The organism is Paenibacillus beijingensis, assembly GCF_000961095.1.
In the GTDB taxonomy this organism is placed as follows: domain Bacteria; phylum Bacillota; class Bacilli; order Paenibacillales; family Paenibacillaceae; genus Paenibacillus_O; species Paenibacillus_O beijingensis.
The window spans coordinates 30,020-46,962 of sequence record NZ_CP011058.1 but is presented as its reverse complement, the minus strand read 5'-3'; the positions used below and the strand labels follow the sequence as shown (position 1 = coordinate 46,962).

Annotated in this window: 19 protein-coding genes; 15 read left to right on the top strand and 4 right to left on the bottom strand. The window is 50.9% G+C overall.

Translation table 11 applies throughout. The features are described from left to right. Positions 1–44: 44 nt before the first annotated feature. Positions 45–806 carry a DUF3891 family protein gene (locus tag VN24_RS00255; protein ID WP_045668780.1) on the top strand — a complete coding sequence of 254 codons (762 nt, stop codon included), beginning with the start codon at positions 45–47 and terminating at the stop codon, positions 804–806. Positions 807–877: 71 nt separating this feature from the next. Here VN24_RS00255 and VN24_RS00250 read toward each other — a convergent pair whose 3' ends face one another. After that, positions 878–1,942: an AI-2E family transporter gene (locus VN24_RS00250; protein ID WP_052702710.1), complete on the bottom strand. Its 1,065-nt coding sequence runs from the start codon at positions 1,940–1,942 to the stop codon at positions 878–880. A 157-nt stretch (positions 1,943–2,099) separates the two neighbouring features. Between VN24_RS00250 and VN24_RS00245 the strand changes: the two genes are divergently transcribed. The 8 genes from VN24_RS00245 to VN24_RS00210 all read left to right on the top strand — a co-directional run bounded on the left by VN24_RS00245 (position 2,100) and on the right by VN24_RS00210 (position 7,611). Next, positions 2,100–2,768: a PspA/IM30 family protein gene (locus tag VN24_RS00245; RefSeq protein WP_045668778.1), complete on the top strand. Its 669-nt coding sequence runs from the start codon at positions 2,100–2,102 to the stop codon at positions 2,766–2,768. Positions 2,769–3,306: 538 nt separating this feature from the next. Beyond that, positions 3,307–3,711 (top strand): DUF350 domain-containing protein, encoded by a 405-nt coding sequence (locus tag VN24_RS00240; protein ID WP_045668777.1) that lies wholly within the window; start codon positions 3,307–3,309, stop codon positions 3,709–3,711. Positions 3,712–3,780: 69 nt separating this feature from the next. Further along, positions 3,781–4,287 carry a DUF4178 domain-containing protein gene (locus VN24_RS00235; RefSeq protein ID WP_045668776.1) on the top strand — a complete coding sequence of 169 codons (507 nt, stop codon included), beginning with the start codon at positions 3,781–3,783 and terminating at the stop codon, positions 4,285–4,287. A gap of 11 nt (positions 4,288–4,298) precedes the next feature. Beyond that, a complete protein-coding gene (locus tag VN24_RS00230; RefSeq protein WP_045668775.1) occupies positions 4,299–5,060 on the top strand; it encodes a DUF4247 domain-containing protein in 762 nt (253 codons plus the stop codon). Between the two features lie 167 nt (positions 5,061–5,227). Then, positions 5,228–5,953: a metallophosphoesterase family protein gene (locus VN24_RS00225; protein WP_045672816.1), complete on the top strand. Its 726-nt coding sequence runs from the start codon at positions 5,228–5,230 to the stop codon at positions 5,951–5,953. Between the two features lie 30 nt (positions 5,954–5,983). Continuing rightward, positions 5,984–6,445, top strand: coding sequence for a GyrI-like domain-containing protein (locus tag VN24_RS00220; protein ID WP_045668774.1), 462 nt, complete (start codon positions 5,984–5,986; stop codon positions 6,443–6,445). A gap of 72 nt (positions 6,446–6,517) precedes the next feature. Then, positions 6,518–7,318, top strand: a complete 801-nt coding sequence (locus VN24_RS00215; RefSeq protein WP_045668773.1) for a PhzF family phenazine biosynthesis protein — start codon at positions 6,518–6,520, stop codon at positions 7,316–7,318. Between the two features lie 47 nt (positions 7,319–7,365). Further along, positions 7,366–7,611, top strand: a complete 246-nt coding sequence (locus tag VN24_RS00210; RefSeq protein WP_045668772.1) for a DUF2164 domain-containing protein — start codon at positions 7,366–7,368, stop codon at positions 7,609–7,611. 145 nt (positions 7,612–7,756) lie between these two features. Here the strand turns inward: VN24_RS00210 and VN24_RS00205 are convergent, their stop codons facing one another. Further along, positions 7,757–8,935: a GGDEF domain-containing protein gene (locus VN24_RS00205; RefSeq protein WP_045668771.1), complete on the bottom strand. Its 1,179-nt coding sequence runs from the start codon at positions 8,933–8,935 to the stop codon at positions 7,757–7,759. Between the two features lie 161 nt (positions 8,936–9,096). Here VN24_RS00205 and VN24_RS00200 point away from each other — a divergent pair, with 161 nt between their 5' ends. Continuing rightward, positions 9,097–10,230, top strand: a complete 1,134-nt coding sequence (locus tag VN24_RS00200; protein ID WP_045668770.1) for a glycosyltransferase family 4 protein — start codon at positions 9,097–9,099, stop codon at positions 10,228–10,230. A gap of 144 nt (positions 10,231–10,374) precedes the next feature. On the opposite strand, the gene VN24_RS00195 is transcribed toward VN24_RS00200, so the two are convergent. Beyond that, positions 10,375–11,418 carry a YkvI family membrane protein gene (locus VN24_RS00195; RefSeq protein ID WP_045668769.1) on the bottom strand — a complete coding sequence of 348 codons (1,044 nt, stop codon included), beginning with the start codon at positions 11,416–11,418 and terminating at the stop codon, positions 10,375–10,377. Between the two features lie 143 nt (positions 11,419–11,561). Here VN24_RS00195 and VN24_RS00190 point away from each other — a divergent pair, with 143 nt between their 5' ends. The 3 genes from VN24_RS00190 (at position 11,562) to VN24_RS00180 (ending at position 12,902) form a co-directional block, all read left to right on the top strand. Then, on the top strand, positions 11,562–12,131 hold the full coding sequence (locus tag VN24_RS00190; protein WP_045668768.1) for a xanthine phosphoribosyltransferase: 570 nt from the start codon (positions 11,562–11,564) through the stop codon (positions 12,129–12,131). A gap of 114 nt (positions 12,132–12,245) precedes the next feature. Next, positions 12,246–12,566, top strand: coding sequence for a hypothetical protein (locus VN24_RS00185; protein ID WP_045668767.1), 321 nt, complete (start codon positions 12,246–12,248; stop codon positions 12,564–12,566). Positions 12,567–12,686: 120 nt separating this feature from the next. Then, positions 12,687–12,902, top strand: a complete 216-nt coding sequence (locus tag VN24_RS00180) for a hypothetical protein (RefSeq protein WP_045668766.1) — start codon at positions 12,687–12,689, stop codon at positions 12,900–12,902. An 892-nt stretch (positions 12,903–13,794) separates the two neighbouring features. Here VN24_RS00180 and VN24_RS00175 read toward each other — a convergent pair. Beyond that, positions 13,795–13,986: a hypothetical protein gene (locus VN24_RS00175; protein ID WP_045668765.1), complete on the bottom strand. Its 192-nt coding sequence runs from the start codon at positions 13,984–13,986 to the stop codon at positions 13,795–13,797. A 228-nt stretch (positions 13,987–14,214) separates the two neighbouring features. Between VN24_RS00175 and VN24_RS00170 the strand changes: the two genes are divergently transcribed. Continuing rightward, positions 14,215–15,513, top strand: coding sequence for a dihydroorotase (locus VN24_RS00170; RefSeq protein ID WP_238590788.1), 1,299 nt, complete (start codon positions 14,215–14,217; stop codon positions 15,511–15,513). A 175-nt stretch (positions 15,514–15,688) separates the two neighbouring features. Further along, a complete protein-coding gene (locus tag VN24_RS00165; protein ID WP_045668763.1) occupies positions 15,689–16,930 on the top strand; it encodes a Zn-dependent hydrolase in 1,242 nt (413 codons plus the stop codon). Positions 16,931–16,943 lie beyond the last annotated feature (13 nt).

Sequence of the window (16,943 nt, the reverse complement as noted above, 5' to 3'; positions counted from 1 at the left end):
TTGCTGTCAAAGCGGCCGGTTCCGCCATCGACGGAGGTGATTGGATGATTGTGCGCCAGCGTGAAGATGAGTTTGTACTCATTCAACAACATCATCACGCTCTGTTATCCGGGGAATTGGCCGGTGCGATGAGTCACGGCATTTTGCCCGAAGGCCGGTACCGCTGCGAAACGGTGCATGCGATTGCACAGCATGACTGCGGCTGGAAAGAGCTTGACGCCATGCCGATCTGGAACGATGCGGCAGGCGGCCCCTTTACATTTGTCGACTATCCGATACTGCCGAAAATCGCTTATTACAAAAAAGGGCTGGACGAGGTGGAAGCGGTCAGTCCTTACGCCGGACTGTTATGCAGCCTGTTTTACAGCGCGTTTTTTAAAGATATGACGGAGCCGGAGTGCGTCCGGTTCCGCCAAAGGGAAGAGCAGCGGCAGCTTCGCCTGCGCGCAAACTTGAATGTGCCACTGGAGTATGCGGAGCGGGGCTTCCAGTTGCTGCAGCTGTGCGACAGTCTCTCTCTGTACGTCTGCCTGAACGAACCGGGGGCATCGAAGCTGCGGGAGCATCCGTGGTACCGGGAAGGGTTTCCCGGTTCCGAACGGTTCACAACAACCGGGGCGGGGCCGATCGTGGCGGAATGGATCGATGAAATTTCGGTACGTTTGGATGAATTCCCGCTGTCGGCACCGCTGCGCGCGCAGCTGCCGTACAAAAGCGTCGCTAAAGCGCGCATACGCGAAATCGGTCTTTATCCCGCATACAGCGAAGCGAAGTGGCGGCAGCAGCACGTTCTCTATTGTCCGTAACCGATACCGTTAGCGCCCAGTGCTCTGCATCCGGGCGGTGCCGGTTCCGGATCCGCCGGAAGGCGGTTTGGTTAACCGGAAGCCGCTTCGTAACGCTCCACAATTTTGAGCACGATGATTTTGACCGCCATGTAGACGGGAATCGAAATCATAACCCCGATAATTCCGGTAACCGACCCGGCTACCAGTACGACGAGCACGGTCGTAAGCGGATGGATATTGAGCGTCCGGCCGTAAACGTGCGGGGAAATAAGATTGCCTTCGATCTGCTGGGCGATCAATATAATGACCAGCACCCAAATCGCCGATACGAACGAATCGGTGAATGCAATCAGGATGCATGGAATAGCGCCGATAATCGATCCGATATACGGGATCATGTTCAAAATCGCGACAATGACGGCAAGCAGAAGTGAATAGGGCAAATCGATGATGATGAAGCCGATATAAACGAGCGTGCCGAGCAGCAGGCAGCAAACGACTCTTCCGAGCACGAACTCGCTCAGCATTTTATCCGTATCGTGCACAACGGTTATGGCGTCTTCGCGGTATTTTTTCGGAAGGATGCGCACCAGTGACGTATATCCTTTTTTATCTTCCTTCAGCAAATAATAGAGCAGCACAGGTACCGTTGAGATGACAACGATAAACGATGTGATCCAGGAGACCGCGTTGCTCAAATAAGCGGTGGCCGTATTGACAAACTGCTCCAAATAACCCGAAACCTTGGACGAAATATCGATGTTTTGGATCATCGTGCCGACAAACTTCCGCTCCGCCAGCAGGTTGATTTGCTGCTGAACGCTGTTTGCAAGCGAAGGAAGGTTGTTGATGAACTCCATCGTCTGCTCCTGCAGCGTCGGCCATACAAGCACCAGAAACAGCGTCATGAAGCTGCCGATGAGAACAAAAAGAAACAGGATTGCGAGCGGTTTGGACAGATGCCATCGATGCAGCAAGGCTACGATAGGGCGAAATAAGTAATAGAAGAAGAACGAAAGCACGAAAGGCAGCAGCAGCACGTTGAACGCCGCCATAAGGGGTTGAAGAAGAAATTCCAGCTTGGACAGCAAGTACAAAATAAGCAGCACCAGAATGATGGAAATGCATATGCGGTAAAACTTTCCGATTGGCAACTTGTGACCTCCGTTCGATTCTCTTCTCATTCGCTATTTGGTTACTACCCTGTAACGAAAAGGCTCAATCTGGAAAAAAGATTTGGAACTAAACGATTGTCAAGGTCGTATATAAGGGTATCAAGCAAAGTTATTCAAATTTGAGGAGGATGTTCACATGTCTTTGTTCAAACGTTTGCGCGATCTAACCCTTTCCAATGTATATGCTTTAATCGATAAAGCGGAAGATCCGGTCAAAATGACCGACCAGTATATCCGCGATATGCAGGAAGATCTGGAAGATGCGGAGAAAGCGGTCGCCGCCCAAATCGCGCTGGAGAAAAAGTTCAAGAAGCTGTACGAAGATCAGGAAGCGCTCGTGCAAAAGCGCAATGAGCAGGCCCACACGGCGGCTCAAGCGAAAAACATCGATCTGGCGCGCCGTGCGCTGGAAGAAAAGAAATCCGCCGAGCAGAAGCGTGACGAGTACAAGGCGGCTTTCGACTCGAACAAAGCGGCCGCTGACAATCTGAGAGAGAAATTGGCGCAGATGCAGAAGCAGTTCACCGATCTCAAACATAAGCGCGAAACGCTTGTCGCCCGTGCCAACGCCGCCAAGGCGCAGACGGAAATCAACAAGGCGATGTCCGGATTCGGCGCGGACACCGCCATGGCCGGTCTGAAACGGATGGAAGACAAGGTGCTGGAGATGGAGTCCCGTGCGGAAGCGAGCAACGTGCTGGCGGACGGCAAAGGCAAATCGCTGGACGAAGAGTTCGCGGCCTTGTCCAAAGACAAGGAAGTGGAAGACGAGCTTGCCGCTTTGATGAAGAAATACGAAGGGTAACCGCAACCTGCGGCTGTGCGGGGCTGTCCCATACCTAGGCTTTTAGTCGTATTTCAAGCCCTTTCTCTGCTTCAAAAGCGTAAACGAACCGATTAAGGGGCTATCCTTGGCCGGTTCGTTCGTTTTTGTCGCTCTGCACGAAGGGGCAATTTGTGAAAAAGATGCGTTCGTACATCTTTTTTCTTTTTATTTTTCGACTACGTTAAAATTCCTGCAAATATACTTTTTTTTGTCGACCCCAACTCTCGTTCAGGCGATAAAAGCTGGAAATTCCTGCGCAATCGCAGGTTTTCCCTCCAGACATGCGCTTTCAATCGATAATACCTGCACAATCGCAGGTTTGGCGAGGAAAGGACCTCCGACTCCGTTTTGCCAGCGAAACGGGAGGTCCTCTTGTGTCCTATTTAGGACACGCTCATTCATGTGAAGACTTATGAGAAAGCATCTTTTTTTCGATTTGGCCCCGGGCTCGCAAAAACTGAGCTTATGCTTACGAAGTAGTTTTTGCTCTAGCAAAAACTTAAGGAGGATAAAAAAAGTGACGCTGCAACTATTAGTCGGTACGGTTCTTTGGATCGCGGGCGGAGCCGCTCTCCTTGCCGTTTTAATGTTTGTCGATTCGTTGTTTACAAGATATAAGGATTTGGAAGAAATGCGCAAAGGCAACGTTGCCGTCACCACCCGGTTCGTGCTGAAGCTGCTGGCGCAGACGGTCGTTCTCGCCCGCTCCATTTACACATCGGAAGAGTGGTGGGAAGCGCTCATCGTCTCGATCATCGCATTTCTTATCCTGCTGGCGCTGGAATGGATCGTACATACGCTGCTGCGGAAAATTGCCGGATTCCGGCTGGACGACGGCACGCGGGACGGCAAGATGGCCTACGCGCTGCTCAGCGGATCGCTTCATTTTGCTGGCGGCTTGCTTGTAGCCGCGACGCTGTAGAACGTTGAGGGTTACATGTTAAATTACGCTGCAGCGATCATTCATGGATAAGAACGGAGGCACACGGAAATGAGTTTATTCAAGAGAGTGGCCAATCTGCTGAAAACGCCGGAGCCGCCGAAGGCGGAGAAGAGCATTCTTACGCTCGCTCCGGGCGATATTTGCGAGGTGTCGCTCATAACGTACCAAGTCGTCGGCCGCACGCAAAATCACCGCCGGCGCGAAACGTTTTTGTCGCTCCAGGACGGCGCAGACTCCCGCTATTTGCATATCGAAGAGCGGATGGAGACCGAGTTTTCATTATATATCCCGATTGACGGCAGATTGGATTCGATTGATGAGGTTCCGTCCTCCATGGAGCTCGACGACCGGATGTATTATTTGGAAGAGCAATATTCGGGTCATGTTATAGTCAGCGGAAGAACGCCCTTTTCGCAAAGCGGGGAGCTGTATGTATGGCACTATCAATCCGATGACCGGAAACTGCTGCGCATCGAGTGGCAGGACGGGCGCTTTATGCTTTATGAAGGTGAAAGCGTGCTGCCCGCCGATGTCAAGGTCTTAAGAGGAAATTAGGTGATGCCGGAATGAACAATCGCGTCACGACGATTTTGAAATGGCTGCTCGTATGTTCGCTCATGGTGTCGCTGCTTAGCGCCTGCGGCGCTCCTTCCGTAAGCGAGCAGTACCCGCTTGAATCGGTCAACAACGACGGCAGCCAGACTTCGTACGTATACCGGGCGGCCGGGGAGACGGTTCCGGAGGTTGCGGCCAAGCTGGCCGACCAGCGCCGGCCGCAGCAGATGTCGCCGGAAAACAATGAGCGGATGTTTCTCGTTTACGATGATCTGTGGTACCATTTGCAGCAGGATTCCGGGAATCCGGAGGATACGCTGATCGAAGTGGACAGCAGGGAGTATGTCCAGCGCAATTACGATCCGTCTTTTTTGGAAGGTTATTTGACGGCAGCGCTGATCGGCAGTTTGTTCGATACGATCGGCAGCTACGGCGATTACAAGGGCTACAACCAGCGGGACGTTTATAAGCCGCGCGGGAGCTATCATCCTCCTTCTGCGAGCGAGAAAAAATCGATCCCGCCCATTACCGTCGACGGCAAAGGATCCATCACGAAGCGAAGCAGCAAAACGGACGTATCCAAAAGCTCGGGCAGCGGCTGGTTCAGCAAAGGTTCCGGCAGCAGCGGCAGCTACAGCGGAGGCAGCTCCGGCAAAATTACCCGTTCAAAGGACGGCGCCGGCAGTACGTCCTCGGGTTCGTGGTATACGCCGCGCAAGAGCAAGGCGCCGAAGACGTCCAAAAGCTTCGGTAAAATTCGACGAAGGAAGTAAGCTGTTCATACGATGCGCACCGGTCCGTTTCGCGGAGGGTGCGTTTTTTTTTCGTTGTGCTGTGCCGGTTTGGAGGATATGATTTATATGAAGGCAAGACAAGGTTGAGCGAAGCCCGGCATACAATTAACAGCGAAGCCAATATCATATTCGGCAAGGAGGCGGCTATGGAACGAATCGCAGTCATTTCGGATATTCACGGTAACCTTCCGGCACTTCAAGCCGTTTTGCAGGATATCGCTGCCAGAGGGATTGGACGCATCTTCTGCCTGGGCGATCTCGCCGGCAAAGGACCCGGTTCAGCGGAAGCGGTCGACCTTATCCGGAGCAGCTGTGAAATTGTCGTGCGCGGCAATTGGGACGATTTCATCGGAAAACCGACCGACAATCCGGCATTGATCTGGCATCAGCAGCTGCTTGGCGCAGAGCGGCTTCACTATTTGTCGTCGCTTCCTTTTTCCACGGAGTTTATCATGAGCGGCCGTCTGGTGCGGCTGTTTCATGCGTCGCAGGTCAGCGTGTACAAAAGGGTGCAGCCATGGGATGCTTATGAAGAGCGGTTTGCGATGTTTAATGCGCTGGCGGAAGGGGGACCGGCGGCCGATGTGATCGGGTATGGCGATATCCATAATGCTTACGTGCAGCATTTTGAAGGACGCACGCTGTTTAACAGCGGCAGCGTCGGCAATCCGCTGGAAATTCCGCAGGCATCCTACGCCATTATCGAAGGCGAATGGGAAGTGCGCGAAGCAGCCGCGTTTTCCATCCAGCTTCTTCGCATTCCGTACGATATCGAAGCGGCAGTCCGTCTTGCCGTGGAGGCGGGAATGCCCGATCTGGATCCTTACGTAATGGAACTCAGAACCGCGCGTTACAGAGGACTGCATAAGTAAAGTACGAATTCGCTCAAGGGGGAATCGGGGTTGGTCAATTGCACATTGGTTACGAAGCCGGCTCTCAATCTGGTCGGAATCAACTACTGCGGACCTTATTCGTCATTTCCGGATGAGTCGATCCGCCTGCAAAGCGAATTTCTGTCGCGCAAGCACGAGCTTAACGATGCTGCCCTGTCAACGGCGCTTTATTGTCCATATTTCGGGAACGAAGTGTTTGCCACCTACTGGGTGGCATTGGAAGTCCATCATATGGAACAGCTTCCGCCCGGCATGGTTCAGATCCGGCTGCCCAGCCGGCGTTACGTGATGGCGGAATGTACGAACAAACGGATCGGGGAAGGGTACGATCTGCTTTTTTCGTGGATGGCCGAGCAAGGTCTTCGCAAAAATGACGCTGCCGTATCACTGGAGATTTTCTACGTTGATGAACATTGGGAAGAGAAGCCGGTCGAGCTGCTCGTTCCGCTTGACGAGCCTGCACTCGAATAATGCGGTTCGCACCGCTGGTCAAGAACCGTCCATTAATTCATGATCCCATCGATTGAAAAAGGGGTGCTGCTTATGAAAGTCCCGATCTATTTGGTAGACGCCTTTACGAAACATAAATTCAAGGGCAACCCGGCTGCGGTCTGCCTGCTCGAGGAACCGGTGGAATCTTCCAGGATGCAGGCCGTTGCGGCCGAAATGAACCAGTCGGAAACGGCGTTTATTGTTCCGCCGGACAGCGGGAACGGTTTGACGCTTCGGTGGTTCACCCCTGCTCAGGAGGTGGAGCTTTGCGGTCATGCGACGCTGGCGGCCGCTCACATTTTATGGGAAACCGGACGGCTTCGCGGCAGTGAACCGGCAACGTTTCAAACGTTAAGCGGGACGCTGCACGCCGAGCTTGGCGAGGATGGTACTATTACGCTCGATTTTCCTTCCGAGCCGGTCCGGGAAACGTCATCTCCCGAGGAGCTCATCCAAGGGCTGGGGCTTATTCCGCGTTATACGGGTCGAAACCGGATGGACTATCTCATTGAAGTCGACTCGGCCCGGACCGTCCGCGGACTGCGTCCGGACTGGTCCATGCTCAGCGGCTTGGACGGAAGGGGAGTCATCGTGACGAGCCGCTCCGATGATGCGGCGTACGATTTTGTCTCGCGGGCATTTTACCCAAATCTCGGCATCAATGAAGACCCGGTCACCGGTTCAGCCCACTGCGCGCTCGCGCCATATTGGGGGAAACGGCTGCGTAAGAGCCGCATGCACGGATATCAGGAGTCGCAGCGGGGCGGAGAGGTGCTTGTGGAGCTGCAAGGGGATCGGGTGCTGCTCGGAGGCCGGGCCGTTACCGTGCTCTGCGGCGAGCTCGACGGTTAAGGATTGCGCGAGTCTGACGATACACGTTTCAGGGAAGAGGTGATCGAATGAAGAGGTGGCATCTGTCCAAAGAGGAAAAATCTTTCCTGATCTCGAGCATTATGCATTACTATGAACATGAACGGGGAGAGCCGATTGGAGAGCTGGCAGCGGACGGGATCCTTGAATTTATGCTCTCCACGATCGGCTTGTACGGATATAATAAAGGACTGGAAGACGCCCGCAGAACGCTCGCGGAGAGGATGCAGTCCCTCGAAGACGAGCTGTATGCCCTCCAGCAGCCGCTGCGCTAGTAAGAGGAACAGAAGTCGCCTCCAGCAGCTGCTGCGCTAAGGCACTTCGGGCAGCCGTTACGCCAGCAAGAGCAGCGGAAAGCACGCCGGTCAGCCGCTGCGCCCGTTAAGGAGCGGGCGGCTGCGTCGTTCCCGCGATTCGTCGTTAGGTCGAGGCATGACGCGATGCGCGCGGACGTGAAGAAGGAGCGGCCATGGTGACTTTGTTTTTGCCGTTCATCTTGGAGGTATACATGGCATCGTCGGCCTGCTTGACGACTTCCTCCAGCAGCATCCCTTCCTTGGAATAGCTGACGCCGATGCTTACCGTCACATTCGTTTCGCTTTCAATCCGCTTGCGGACCTTCTCCGCTACTTCCTGCGGCTTATCTTTGCCGCCAATGACAATAACCAGTTCCTCGCCGCCGAATCTTCCGGCAGAGCCGATTCCTATGCACTCTTCGCGGATAATGTCGGCCACCTGCTTCAGCACGCCGTCCGCTTTGTGATGACCTTGCGTATCGTTCAACTGCTTGAAATTATCGATATCGCAAAAAATGACGGCGATTTGTTTCCGCTGACGCAGCAGCTGTTCAGCTTTTATACCAAAATATTTACGATTGTACAGCCCGGTAAGCCCGTCGGTAATGGAAGAGCGGTATGTAAGCAGCAGGCGGTCGATGACCCATTCGAACAGCAGCAGGAACAGCAGCGTAATATATACAGCGGGCAGCAGGCGGCCCAGCACCAGCAGCATCGGAACGCTTCCGTGGAAAATGTAGCTGTCCGTTACACGGGTCAGCTCACTCGCGAAATAGATCATAAGGCTGGCCGAATATTTGGTGCTGATATCGACGAAGCGGGTGTCGATCAGTATGAGAAAAATAATGAGAACGCAGAAAAAATCGACGCCGATTAGTCCCGCCTCCTGCTTGGAGGTGGACGGATCCAATGCTTGCGGATATAATAACAAATTAACTGCCGCGATTACGAATGCCAGCACGAGCATCAGGATGAACGGCGATGTCTTTAACTTTGCGGAAGACCGGCTATATAATTTCATGAACACAAAGTTTATAATAATAAAAGAAGAGATTCCAAGCAGCCGGTTGAGCAGGCGAAGCTCGGGCAAGACGGCTGCAGGTGCGAGCATCACCCAGGCAAGCAGCGCCTGCTGGATTATCATTAGCGGCAGCGCGCCGATCAGCAGTCTGTGGACGGGATGTTTGCGATAGCTTTTGTATAAGGCGAAGGCCATAAACTCCATCATCAGCAGCACCGTTATTACGCAAGCGGAGGACAGCAATTGCCCGTAAGGACCGGCAAGCCATATCCATATTGTCATGAGCGATCACCGTTTGTTAGAATTAACGACTGTAAGAAAGCTTTACAGAAACATACGTTCTAATATATCATAATTTTGGCAAGCGGGAAAGACTTCCCGTCGAAAGAGCATAAGCTTACGTTGAGGTTTTTGTGGAAACAGAAACCATAGGAGGCAGGACGTTGGAAATTTTGCAGGCATTGTTTTTTCCGCCGGAGCAGCCGGGAGGCGTTTCCTCGATGATTCCATATGTCCAGGAACGTTTCAACAAAGCCGGATGGCCGATGGAAATGTTTTCGTTACCGAAACGGTTAAGGGGCAAGGGCCAGGAGGAAGTCACGTTCAATACGTTCGACGTCGCTCAATTTGCAGGCAATCCCATCGTAGATAAATATGTGCAAACATACCGGGACTACATTTGGTGGACGCGGATGCGCATCAAACGGTCCTACGATTTAATTCACGCTCATCATCCGATTGCGGCGCTGGCCATGAAGAAGCTTTATCCGGAAACGCCGCTCGTCATGACGATTCATTCCAGTTATGAAAGGGAATTGATTCTGAACGGCAAAATTCAGCCGGATGGACCCGAGCACCGCTTTCTGACATCCATATACGGCGAGTTGGAGGAGACCGTCGACCGGCTGCTCACCGTATCCGAATCGTTCCGGAATTACATGGTTCCTTATATTCAGCGGCCGGATGAGGTGAAAGTGATCGCCAACGGCTACGATGAACGGCGTTTCAAACCGATATCCCACGAAAATGCGGTTCCCCAGCTCATTACGGTTTGCCGGCTCGTACCTGCCAAAGGTCTCGATATTCTGCTTCATGCCTGTGCCGACTTGAAGCAGAGAGGATTCAACTTCGTGCTGCATATTATCGGGGACGGTCCGATCCGCGAAGAGTTGGAGCAGCTTGCCGTTGAGCTTGAATTGTACGATGACATCATTTTTTACGGCTATATGCTGCATCCGGAAGAATTCATGCCTTTCTTCGATGTATTCGTTCTGCCTTCCAGAGCGGAGGCGTTCGGTTCCGTATTTGCCGAAGCGGCGCTGTGCTGGCTTGCGCTTGTCGGAACGGATGTCGGCGGCATTTCCGAGCAGATCGAGGACGGAGTGAACGGACTGCTCGTTCCTCCAGATCAGCCTGCCGCGCTTGCCGACGCGCTGGAGAAAGTGCTGTCGGATCCTACGTACCGCTACAATTTGGCTCGTGCAGGATGGGAGAAAGCGAAGAAAGCCTACTCGCTGACCCGGGTCATTTCGGAGTTGAAGCAAGTATATACGGAAGCCTGTCCTAACACAAAGTAATACAAAGTAACGAGTCAAGAACCTTCGAAACCGCATTTCCAGCGGGACGGAGGTTCTTTTTCATGCTGCTTTAAATAGGGAAAGCTTCATCTTGACGGATCGCGGACGCGGCCTTGGTGGATGCTGCTTTCATATAAGAGGCGGTTATTCCGTGTGGGACAATTTTTTGCGGATCATTAACACCAGCCATCCGAGACTGACGAATCCGAACAGCGGGTACAGCGTCGTCAGAAGCGGGCCGAAGCCGAGTTGGCTTGTCAGATAGCAAATCGACAAAATAAAAAGGATGAGTAAGTTTCGGGGCCACTTAAGACGCTCCTGCAGCTGCAGCGTCAGCCCGTAAATATCCGCAATCAGCGTTGTAAATATTTCGGCAAAAATGAGAAAGATATAAATCAGCTGAATGCCTGAACCGAGGTGGCGGGCGATGCCGCTCATCGGAATTTCGTATTGCTGGATGCCCGGCATGTGCAGCGAAAGCGCGATATGGCCCGCAAGCAGCATAAAACCGATCCCGATGCCTCCGACCCAGGAGCCGAGCACGATCGTTCTGCGGCTGCGGATTTCGGCTCCGAGCGGTACGAGCACCGCTTGGGACATCGACAGGTTAAACGCGGTATAAAGAAACGGCGAAGCCCATGCGGCGAGCGGCGAATGATCGGTGGCCAGCGTAACCCAGCGGCCGGCTCCCGGCGTATGGAAGGTATCGATGACGACCATGATTGTGAACAGAAGCATGACCGGCACGACGATGCTGTTCACCGTCAGAATGGCATTCATTCCTTTACGCAGCAGGAAGTAGCAGCCGATTAGGGTAATAAGCAGCCCGGTTTGATAAGAGACGTTCCAATTTTCGGTAAAGATCGTTCCCGCGCCGGCCAGCATGACCGAATTGACGCCAAGCAAAACGATTAGCATAAAGTGGCTGATCCAGCGGCCGTACCGGTCCCCGAACAGCGCTTTATTCATATCCTCGTAGGAACGGGCTTTGATTTCACCGGCAAGCAGCATCATCTTGCATCCGAGCCAAATGAAGATGCACGTTGCAAAGATAATCATCAACACGGCCCAGTTGCCGTAGCGGGTAAAAAATTGCAGAATCTCCTGTCCGGTTGCGAAACCGGCCCCGACAATCGTCCCCATATACGTAAAGGCGATTTGCAGAATGAACCCCGTTTGTTTCAGCATCTTCCTCCCCCGCTCCCTCTTGCCTTCTCTAAACAAGGTATGTCCGGATGGGGACAGGCATGACATTATTTTTCGTTTTGCTTGCAGGGAGAGGCTGACATATGTTACGTTATCGGGAAAGAAATGCTGGAGGCTGGCGAGATATGGATTTGTTAAAACAACGGATATTAAAAGAAGCTTCGGTGCTGACAAGCGATGTTCTGAGATTGGATGCTTTGCTTAATCATCAGGTGGATCCCGAATTGACGATGGAGATGGGCAAGGAGTTTGCGCGTCTGTTTGCGGAAGAGCACGTAACGAAGATCATTACGGTCGAATCGTCCGGAATTCCGGTCGCTTTCACGACCGCGCAAGAGATGAAAGTGCCGCTTGTGTTCGCAAGACGCAAAAAAACGCTGATTGCCGACCCGGATTCCTATATGGAGCGTGTCCCTTCCTTTACGAAAGGGATTGTGACCGATATAATGGTATCCAAGCAGTTTTTGAAGCCGGAGGATCGCGTTCTCTTTATTGACGACATTATCGCCAATGGGGATGCGGCCCGCGGTTTGATCAAAATCATTGAACGTTCGGGCGCGACCCTTGTCGGGATGGGCGTTGTCATCGAGAAGTCGTTTCAGGTGGGAGCGCGTACGCTGCGGGAGCAGGGCATACGCGTGGAATCGCTTGTGCGGGTGGCGTCGCTTGATAACGGGGAGATCCGCTTCGAGTAACATGCCCTTTTGTTACACGAGATGGAAATTTTCCGGAAATCGCCAAACAACTCTTTTCCCCGGCTCACATTTATTCTATAATAGATTTTAGATCCTGAGGGGAGGCAGAAGGATATGGGGGAAATATCCAACGAATTTGTTGAAGCAAAGTTGTCCGATGCCAAAATTCATTTCGAGCGTGCGCTCGATTGTAAACATACCGAGTTTGATGATTTGTACCCGTACATGATCGAACACCCTCAATTTTTCTGGTACAAACGTTATGTGGCTTGGTCGGAGCTTCTGACAATCGTCAAGCTGTCGGAGGAACTGGAGATCGAATGGAAGCATCTCTTTACGGAACGTCAAGCGGATTATATCGCAAAGCGAGTCATGTCGTCCCGTGTTCTTGACGAGTGGTTTGAAACCAACGATACGAAGGAGCATGTCGGTTAACCGTTCATATAGTAAGGTTTGCAAAGGGACCTCAGTGAATGCGAAAGCGCACTTGAGGTCCCTTTATCTGTTAGATTAAAAGTTGCACAAGTTTGGAACGAAGCGGAAAGGGGTAGTTAGATGTTAACAAGCGAAGAGGTGCTTGACGGCTTCCGGGTATCCGGCGAGAAGGTGCGGGTCGTGCGTGACGGAATAGAGCAGAACGACGTGGTGGGAACGGTCGTCGCATGGGATGAGGAGACCGTCGTCATCCGCAAGGCGAACCGCCGGGTGGTCAAGCTGAGCCGTTACTATGTGTACGAGCCCGCATCCGGCCCGCGCTCAAGCCGGGTGTAGGGGCAGTTCCAGCGGGAAAGGGGCGGCCGCCTGATGGCGGCGTCATAACGTCGGAGGAGACGCCGGCTTCAGTTCGTGACGGAGTTCCACCAGGGACAGCGTTCTCAATCTCAGACATTTGACATAACGTTCGTCATCAGCATATTTCTTCCGCTTACCGCGATTGCCTATAAGTCCGAAATCCCCCGTATGCTTATAGTGACGCATCCGCATCTCAAGACGGTCCCCTTCTACAATCCCACCATTTCTATTATTTTCTGCTTCGTTGCTTCGAAGCTTTACCGGTATTCAGCTTTGATTCCTTTATTGTCGTTAAGCATTTTTCGGACAAACTCAAGTGAACTTCCCGATAAGTTAATGAAAAGAACAGCGAGTTGCTTGTTCTTAATAGATTTGACGCTGCAATTTAACCATTCTCGCTAGTAGGTTATGGCGCCATACAAGGAAAGATTACCAATGGTATGTTTATTGTTGCCTTTCAGTTTGTGCTGCTATTAATGACATCGATTCATGCGTTTGAGACAAGTAAGAAAATTGCAAGCGGCATTACATTTATTAATGCAGGTTCGGTTGCAAGAAAGAGACATGTGCTAAACAAAGGGAATATCTCCATTAACGGGGTTTAGCTTGCTTTCATTCTAATTTTGCCAAAACGAATATGATACCGAAAGCGGAACTGGAGGCGGTAATTTATCCGGGGAGAAAGGCAGCGTTTAGCTTTGGCGTGTGCATTTTTGGGAAACCTGTAATCCTAATAATGGAAGAAGCAATTTCAGCGCTTGATCCGGGAATCAGAGTGAAAGATTAGATAAATATGTATAACGAAAGAGAACAGAAAACAACCATTATAATTGCCCACCATTTCTCGACTACACAAAAACTCAGATTTGATCTAACGAAGCTCATCCCACATTTTAATTCCAAATTCTTTTCTAAATTCATCATAATCCACATCGAGAATTTCGCAATAATTCTTCAGGCTTTCAAAAATGTTCACTTCAGATGGTTGATCACGCCCTTCATAATAAAAATTAATTAAATGGAATAAGTCGGAGAGAACTTTAACTTTGTCGGTACTATTCATTTGATCAACAACCTTCTTTTTATTCTCATCACTCGTGTAAATTAATATACAATAATATACATTGCTACGCAATAATTATTTTTCGAAAAAAGTGAAGGTATACCAAATCTTGAAAATTGATAATAATAGTTATCTGTTTAGACAAATAAAGGGCTATTTATTTGTCTAATAGAACATATTCATGCATGAATATTATTGATATTATCCTATAATCGAATGAACGAAGGAGTGACCTTTTTGAAAACGTTTATAAAAAACGGCACCGTTATTAATCCCGACACCGCTTTTATACAAACGACCAATGTGCTTATCGAAGATGAAAAAATCATGCGGATCGGAGATGCACAGCATGAGGAGGCCGAACGGGTTATTGATGCTACCGGCTTACTGGTTGTGCCAGGACTTGTAGATATTCATGTTCATTTCAGAGAACCGGGTTTTCCTCAGAAAGAAACGATTCAAACCGGTTCATTAGCTGCAGCAGCAGGCGGATTTTCCGCCGTGGTCTGCATGCCTAACACCAAGCCCGCTATTGATACGGTTGAAACCTTAACCTATGTGCTGCAGACCGGAAAACGGCACGGGGCGGTTAAGGTTTTTTCTTCGGCGGCGATGACTTACGGGATTGAGGGACAAATATTAACCGATATGGAGAGCCTTCGTAAAGCCGGAGCCGTAACCTTTACAGATGACGGCAGGACGGTTATGGATCCCGGCATCCTATATGATTGTTTTTGTAAAGCTGCCGAGCTCGATGTGCCGATTAGTTCGCATTGCGAGGATCATCGCTTCGTAACAAGCGGCTCCTTTAACCGAGGCAAATTCAGTTCCCTGCTTGGCGATCCAGGCATTCCGGCACTTGGGGAAGAATTGATTATTGCACGTGATATTTTGTTTGCCGAGGAGACCGGGGCAAGGCTTCATATTCAGCATGTTTCAACGGCTAGAGGGGTACAGCTCATAAGGGAGGCGAAAGCCAGAGGGGTTCGGGTGACTGCTGAAGCTGCGCCACATCATTTCTCCATTACGGACGAACAAGCATTACTGTCTGGAACGATGGCCAAGGTGAACCCGCCGCTGCGGACAGAACAGGATGTAGAGGCGGTAGTTCAAGGTTTGTCAGAAGGTACACTGGATGCCATTGCCACAGATCACGCACCGCATACCATTGCGGAGAAATCGCATCCGCTCGAGCGAGCGCCGTTTGGTTTGGTCGGCTTGGAAACGGCGGTCGGATTAACATTTACGAAGCTCGTCCATCCCGGCAAGCTGCAATTAATGGATGCGATTTCCAAATTAACGATTAATCCCGCGAATATTATGGGTTTGCCGGCGGGAAGGCTGGAAGAAGGTCATGCAGCGGATATTGCTATCATAGATCCGAACAAAGAATGGATTGTAGAGCCGGACACATTTCACTCCAAATCGCGCAATACTCCGTTTTCGGGCATGAAATTAAAGGGGAAGGCGGTCTTGACAATGGTAAATGGAAACATTGTCTATGACGAAAATTCACCATCTGGATAAATAACTGATTTATGATTCGCCCCATTTACGAATGTTACTTTTATGGCATTTGTGAAGGGGTGTTTCTTATCTAAGAAGACAATAAAAACGACTTTCTTTCGGCTATTTGTACAATGACCGTTATTTTATTATTAAGTATAATTTTTACAAGATTTTCTAATGAGGTGAATAGTCAATGAATACCGCTCGTTTGGAGGCAAGTTTGCATGAGATAAATCAGATTGGCGGTTCACCGGGGGAAGGTAACACACGGCTTGCTTATACGAAGGAACACTGGGCTGCCAATGATTATTTTATCAAAAAATGCCGGGACGAAGGAATGTCGATTCGGATCGATGCATGCGGCAATGTCATTGCCAGACTGGAAGGCATAGAACCGGATCTTCCCGCTGTTGCTTGCGGATCTCATCTCGACACGGTGCAGCAAGGCGGCAGATACGATGGCACATTGGGGGTCCTTGCCGGATTGGAAATAATACGAACCCTGAATGAAAATGGCATTCTTACCCGCAGGTCAATTGAAATTATCTCGTTCGCTTGTGAAGAATCGGCACGGTTCGGCGTCTCTACGATCGGAAGTAAAGCAATGGCTGGAAAACTGGAGAAATTGCCCCTTGAGCAGCTTTATGACAAAGATGGCATTTCGTTTCCGGAGGCGCTGGCTTCAGTCGGATTGAATGTCGAACGAATCGGGAGAGCCCGAAGAAGCGGCAATGAGCTCAGGGCATTTTTCGAACTTCATATCGAACAAGGGCCGCTTCTCGAGAGAATTGAGAAACAAGTAGGCATTGCAACCGGAATTGCTGCGCCGACCAGATTGGAAGTCATCATTCAAGGTAAAGCGTCCCATTCGGGAACGACTCCAATGAAGATGCGAAAGGATGCGCTTGTCGGCGCCGCGGAAATTGTAACCGGGTTAGAGAAGGCAGCGTTAGCGGAAGCGCAGTACGGTACAGTGGCTACTACCGGTGTCTGCAATGTACGTCCCGGCGCGATGAATGTAATTCCGGATTCGGTGCATTTGCAAATGGAGATCCGTGGTACGGTGAAGGAATCTAAAAAAGCCGTTCTGGAGTATTTGCTCCGTTTGTTTCAAGAGCTGGAACGCTCCCGGGGATTAATGATTTCATCGCGGATTTTAAGCCATGAAGACCCGGTGTTATTGGATGGACAGATGGTTCGCTTTCTAAGTTCCCAATGTGACAATCAGGGGATAACCTACGTAAATATGGTGAGCGGTGCCGGTCATGATGCAATGAATATGGCCAGTCTTTGTCCGACAGGATTAATTTTTATCCCTTCGCATGATGGAGTCAGCCATCACAAGGATGAATGCAGCACGATAGAGCAGATAGACAAGGGCGCATTCCTGCTGAAAGAGTCGGTACTTCAATGCGCCGAGATCGTGCAGCGGTAGCCGCTTTCGACTA

Coding starts and splice junctions, on each gene's coding strand:
- VN24_RS00255 (WP_045668780.1), top strand. CDS start 45: ATGATTGTGCGCCAGCGTGAAGATGAGTTTGTACTCATTCAACAACAT.
- VN24_RS00245 (WP_045668778.1), top strand. CDS start 2,100: ATGTCTTTGTTCAAACGTTTGCGCGATCTAACCCTTTCCAATGTATAT.
- VN24_RS00235 (WP_045668776.1), top strand. CDS start 3,781: ATGAGTTTATTCAAGAGAGTGGCCAATCTGCTGAAAACGCCGGAGCCG.
- VN24_RS00230 (WP_045668775.1), top strand. CDS start 4,299: ATGAACAATCGCGTCACGACGATTTTGAAATGGCTGCTCGTATGTTCG.
- VN24_RS00225 (WP_045672816.1), top strand. CDS start 5,228: ATGGAACGAATCGCAGTCATTTCGGATATTCACGGTAACCTTCCGGCA.
- VN24_RS00215 (WP_045668773.1), top strand. CDS start 6,518: ATGAAAGTCCCGATCTATTTGGTAGACGCCTTTACGAAACATAAATTC.
- VN24_RS00210 (WP_045668772.1), top strand. CDS start 7,366: ATGAAGAGGTGGCATCTGTCCAAAGAGGAAAAATCTTTCCTGATCTCG.
- VN24_RS00205 (WP_045668771.1), bottom strand. CDS start 8,935: ATGACAATATGGATATGGCTTGCCGGTCCTTACGGGCAATTGCTGTCC.
- VN24_RS00195 (WP_045668769.1), bottom strand. CDS start 11,418: ATGCTGAAACAAACGGGGTTCATTCTGCAAATCGCCTTTACGTATATG.
- VN24_RS00190 (WP_045668768.1), top strand. CDS start 11,562: ATGGATTTGTTAAAACAACGGATATTAAAAGAAGCTTCGGTGCTGACA.
- VN24_RS00185 (WP_045668767.1), top strand. CDS start 12,246: ATGGGGGAAATATCCAACGAATTTGTTGAAGCAAAGTTGTCCGATGCC.
- VN24_RS00180 (WP_045668766.1), top strand. CDS start 12,687: ATGTTAACAAGCGAAGAGGTGCTTGACGGCTTCCGGGTATCCGGCGAG.
- VN24_RS00175 (WP_045668765.1), bottom strand. CDS start 13,986: ATGAATAGTACCGACAAAGTTAAAGTTCTCTCCGACTTATTCCATTTA.
- VN24_RS00165 (WP_045668763.1), top strand. CDS start 15,689: ATGAATACCGCTCGTTTGGAGGCAAGTTTGCATGAGATAAATCAGATT.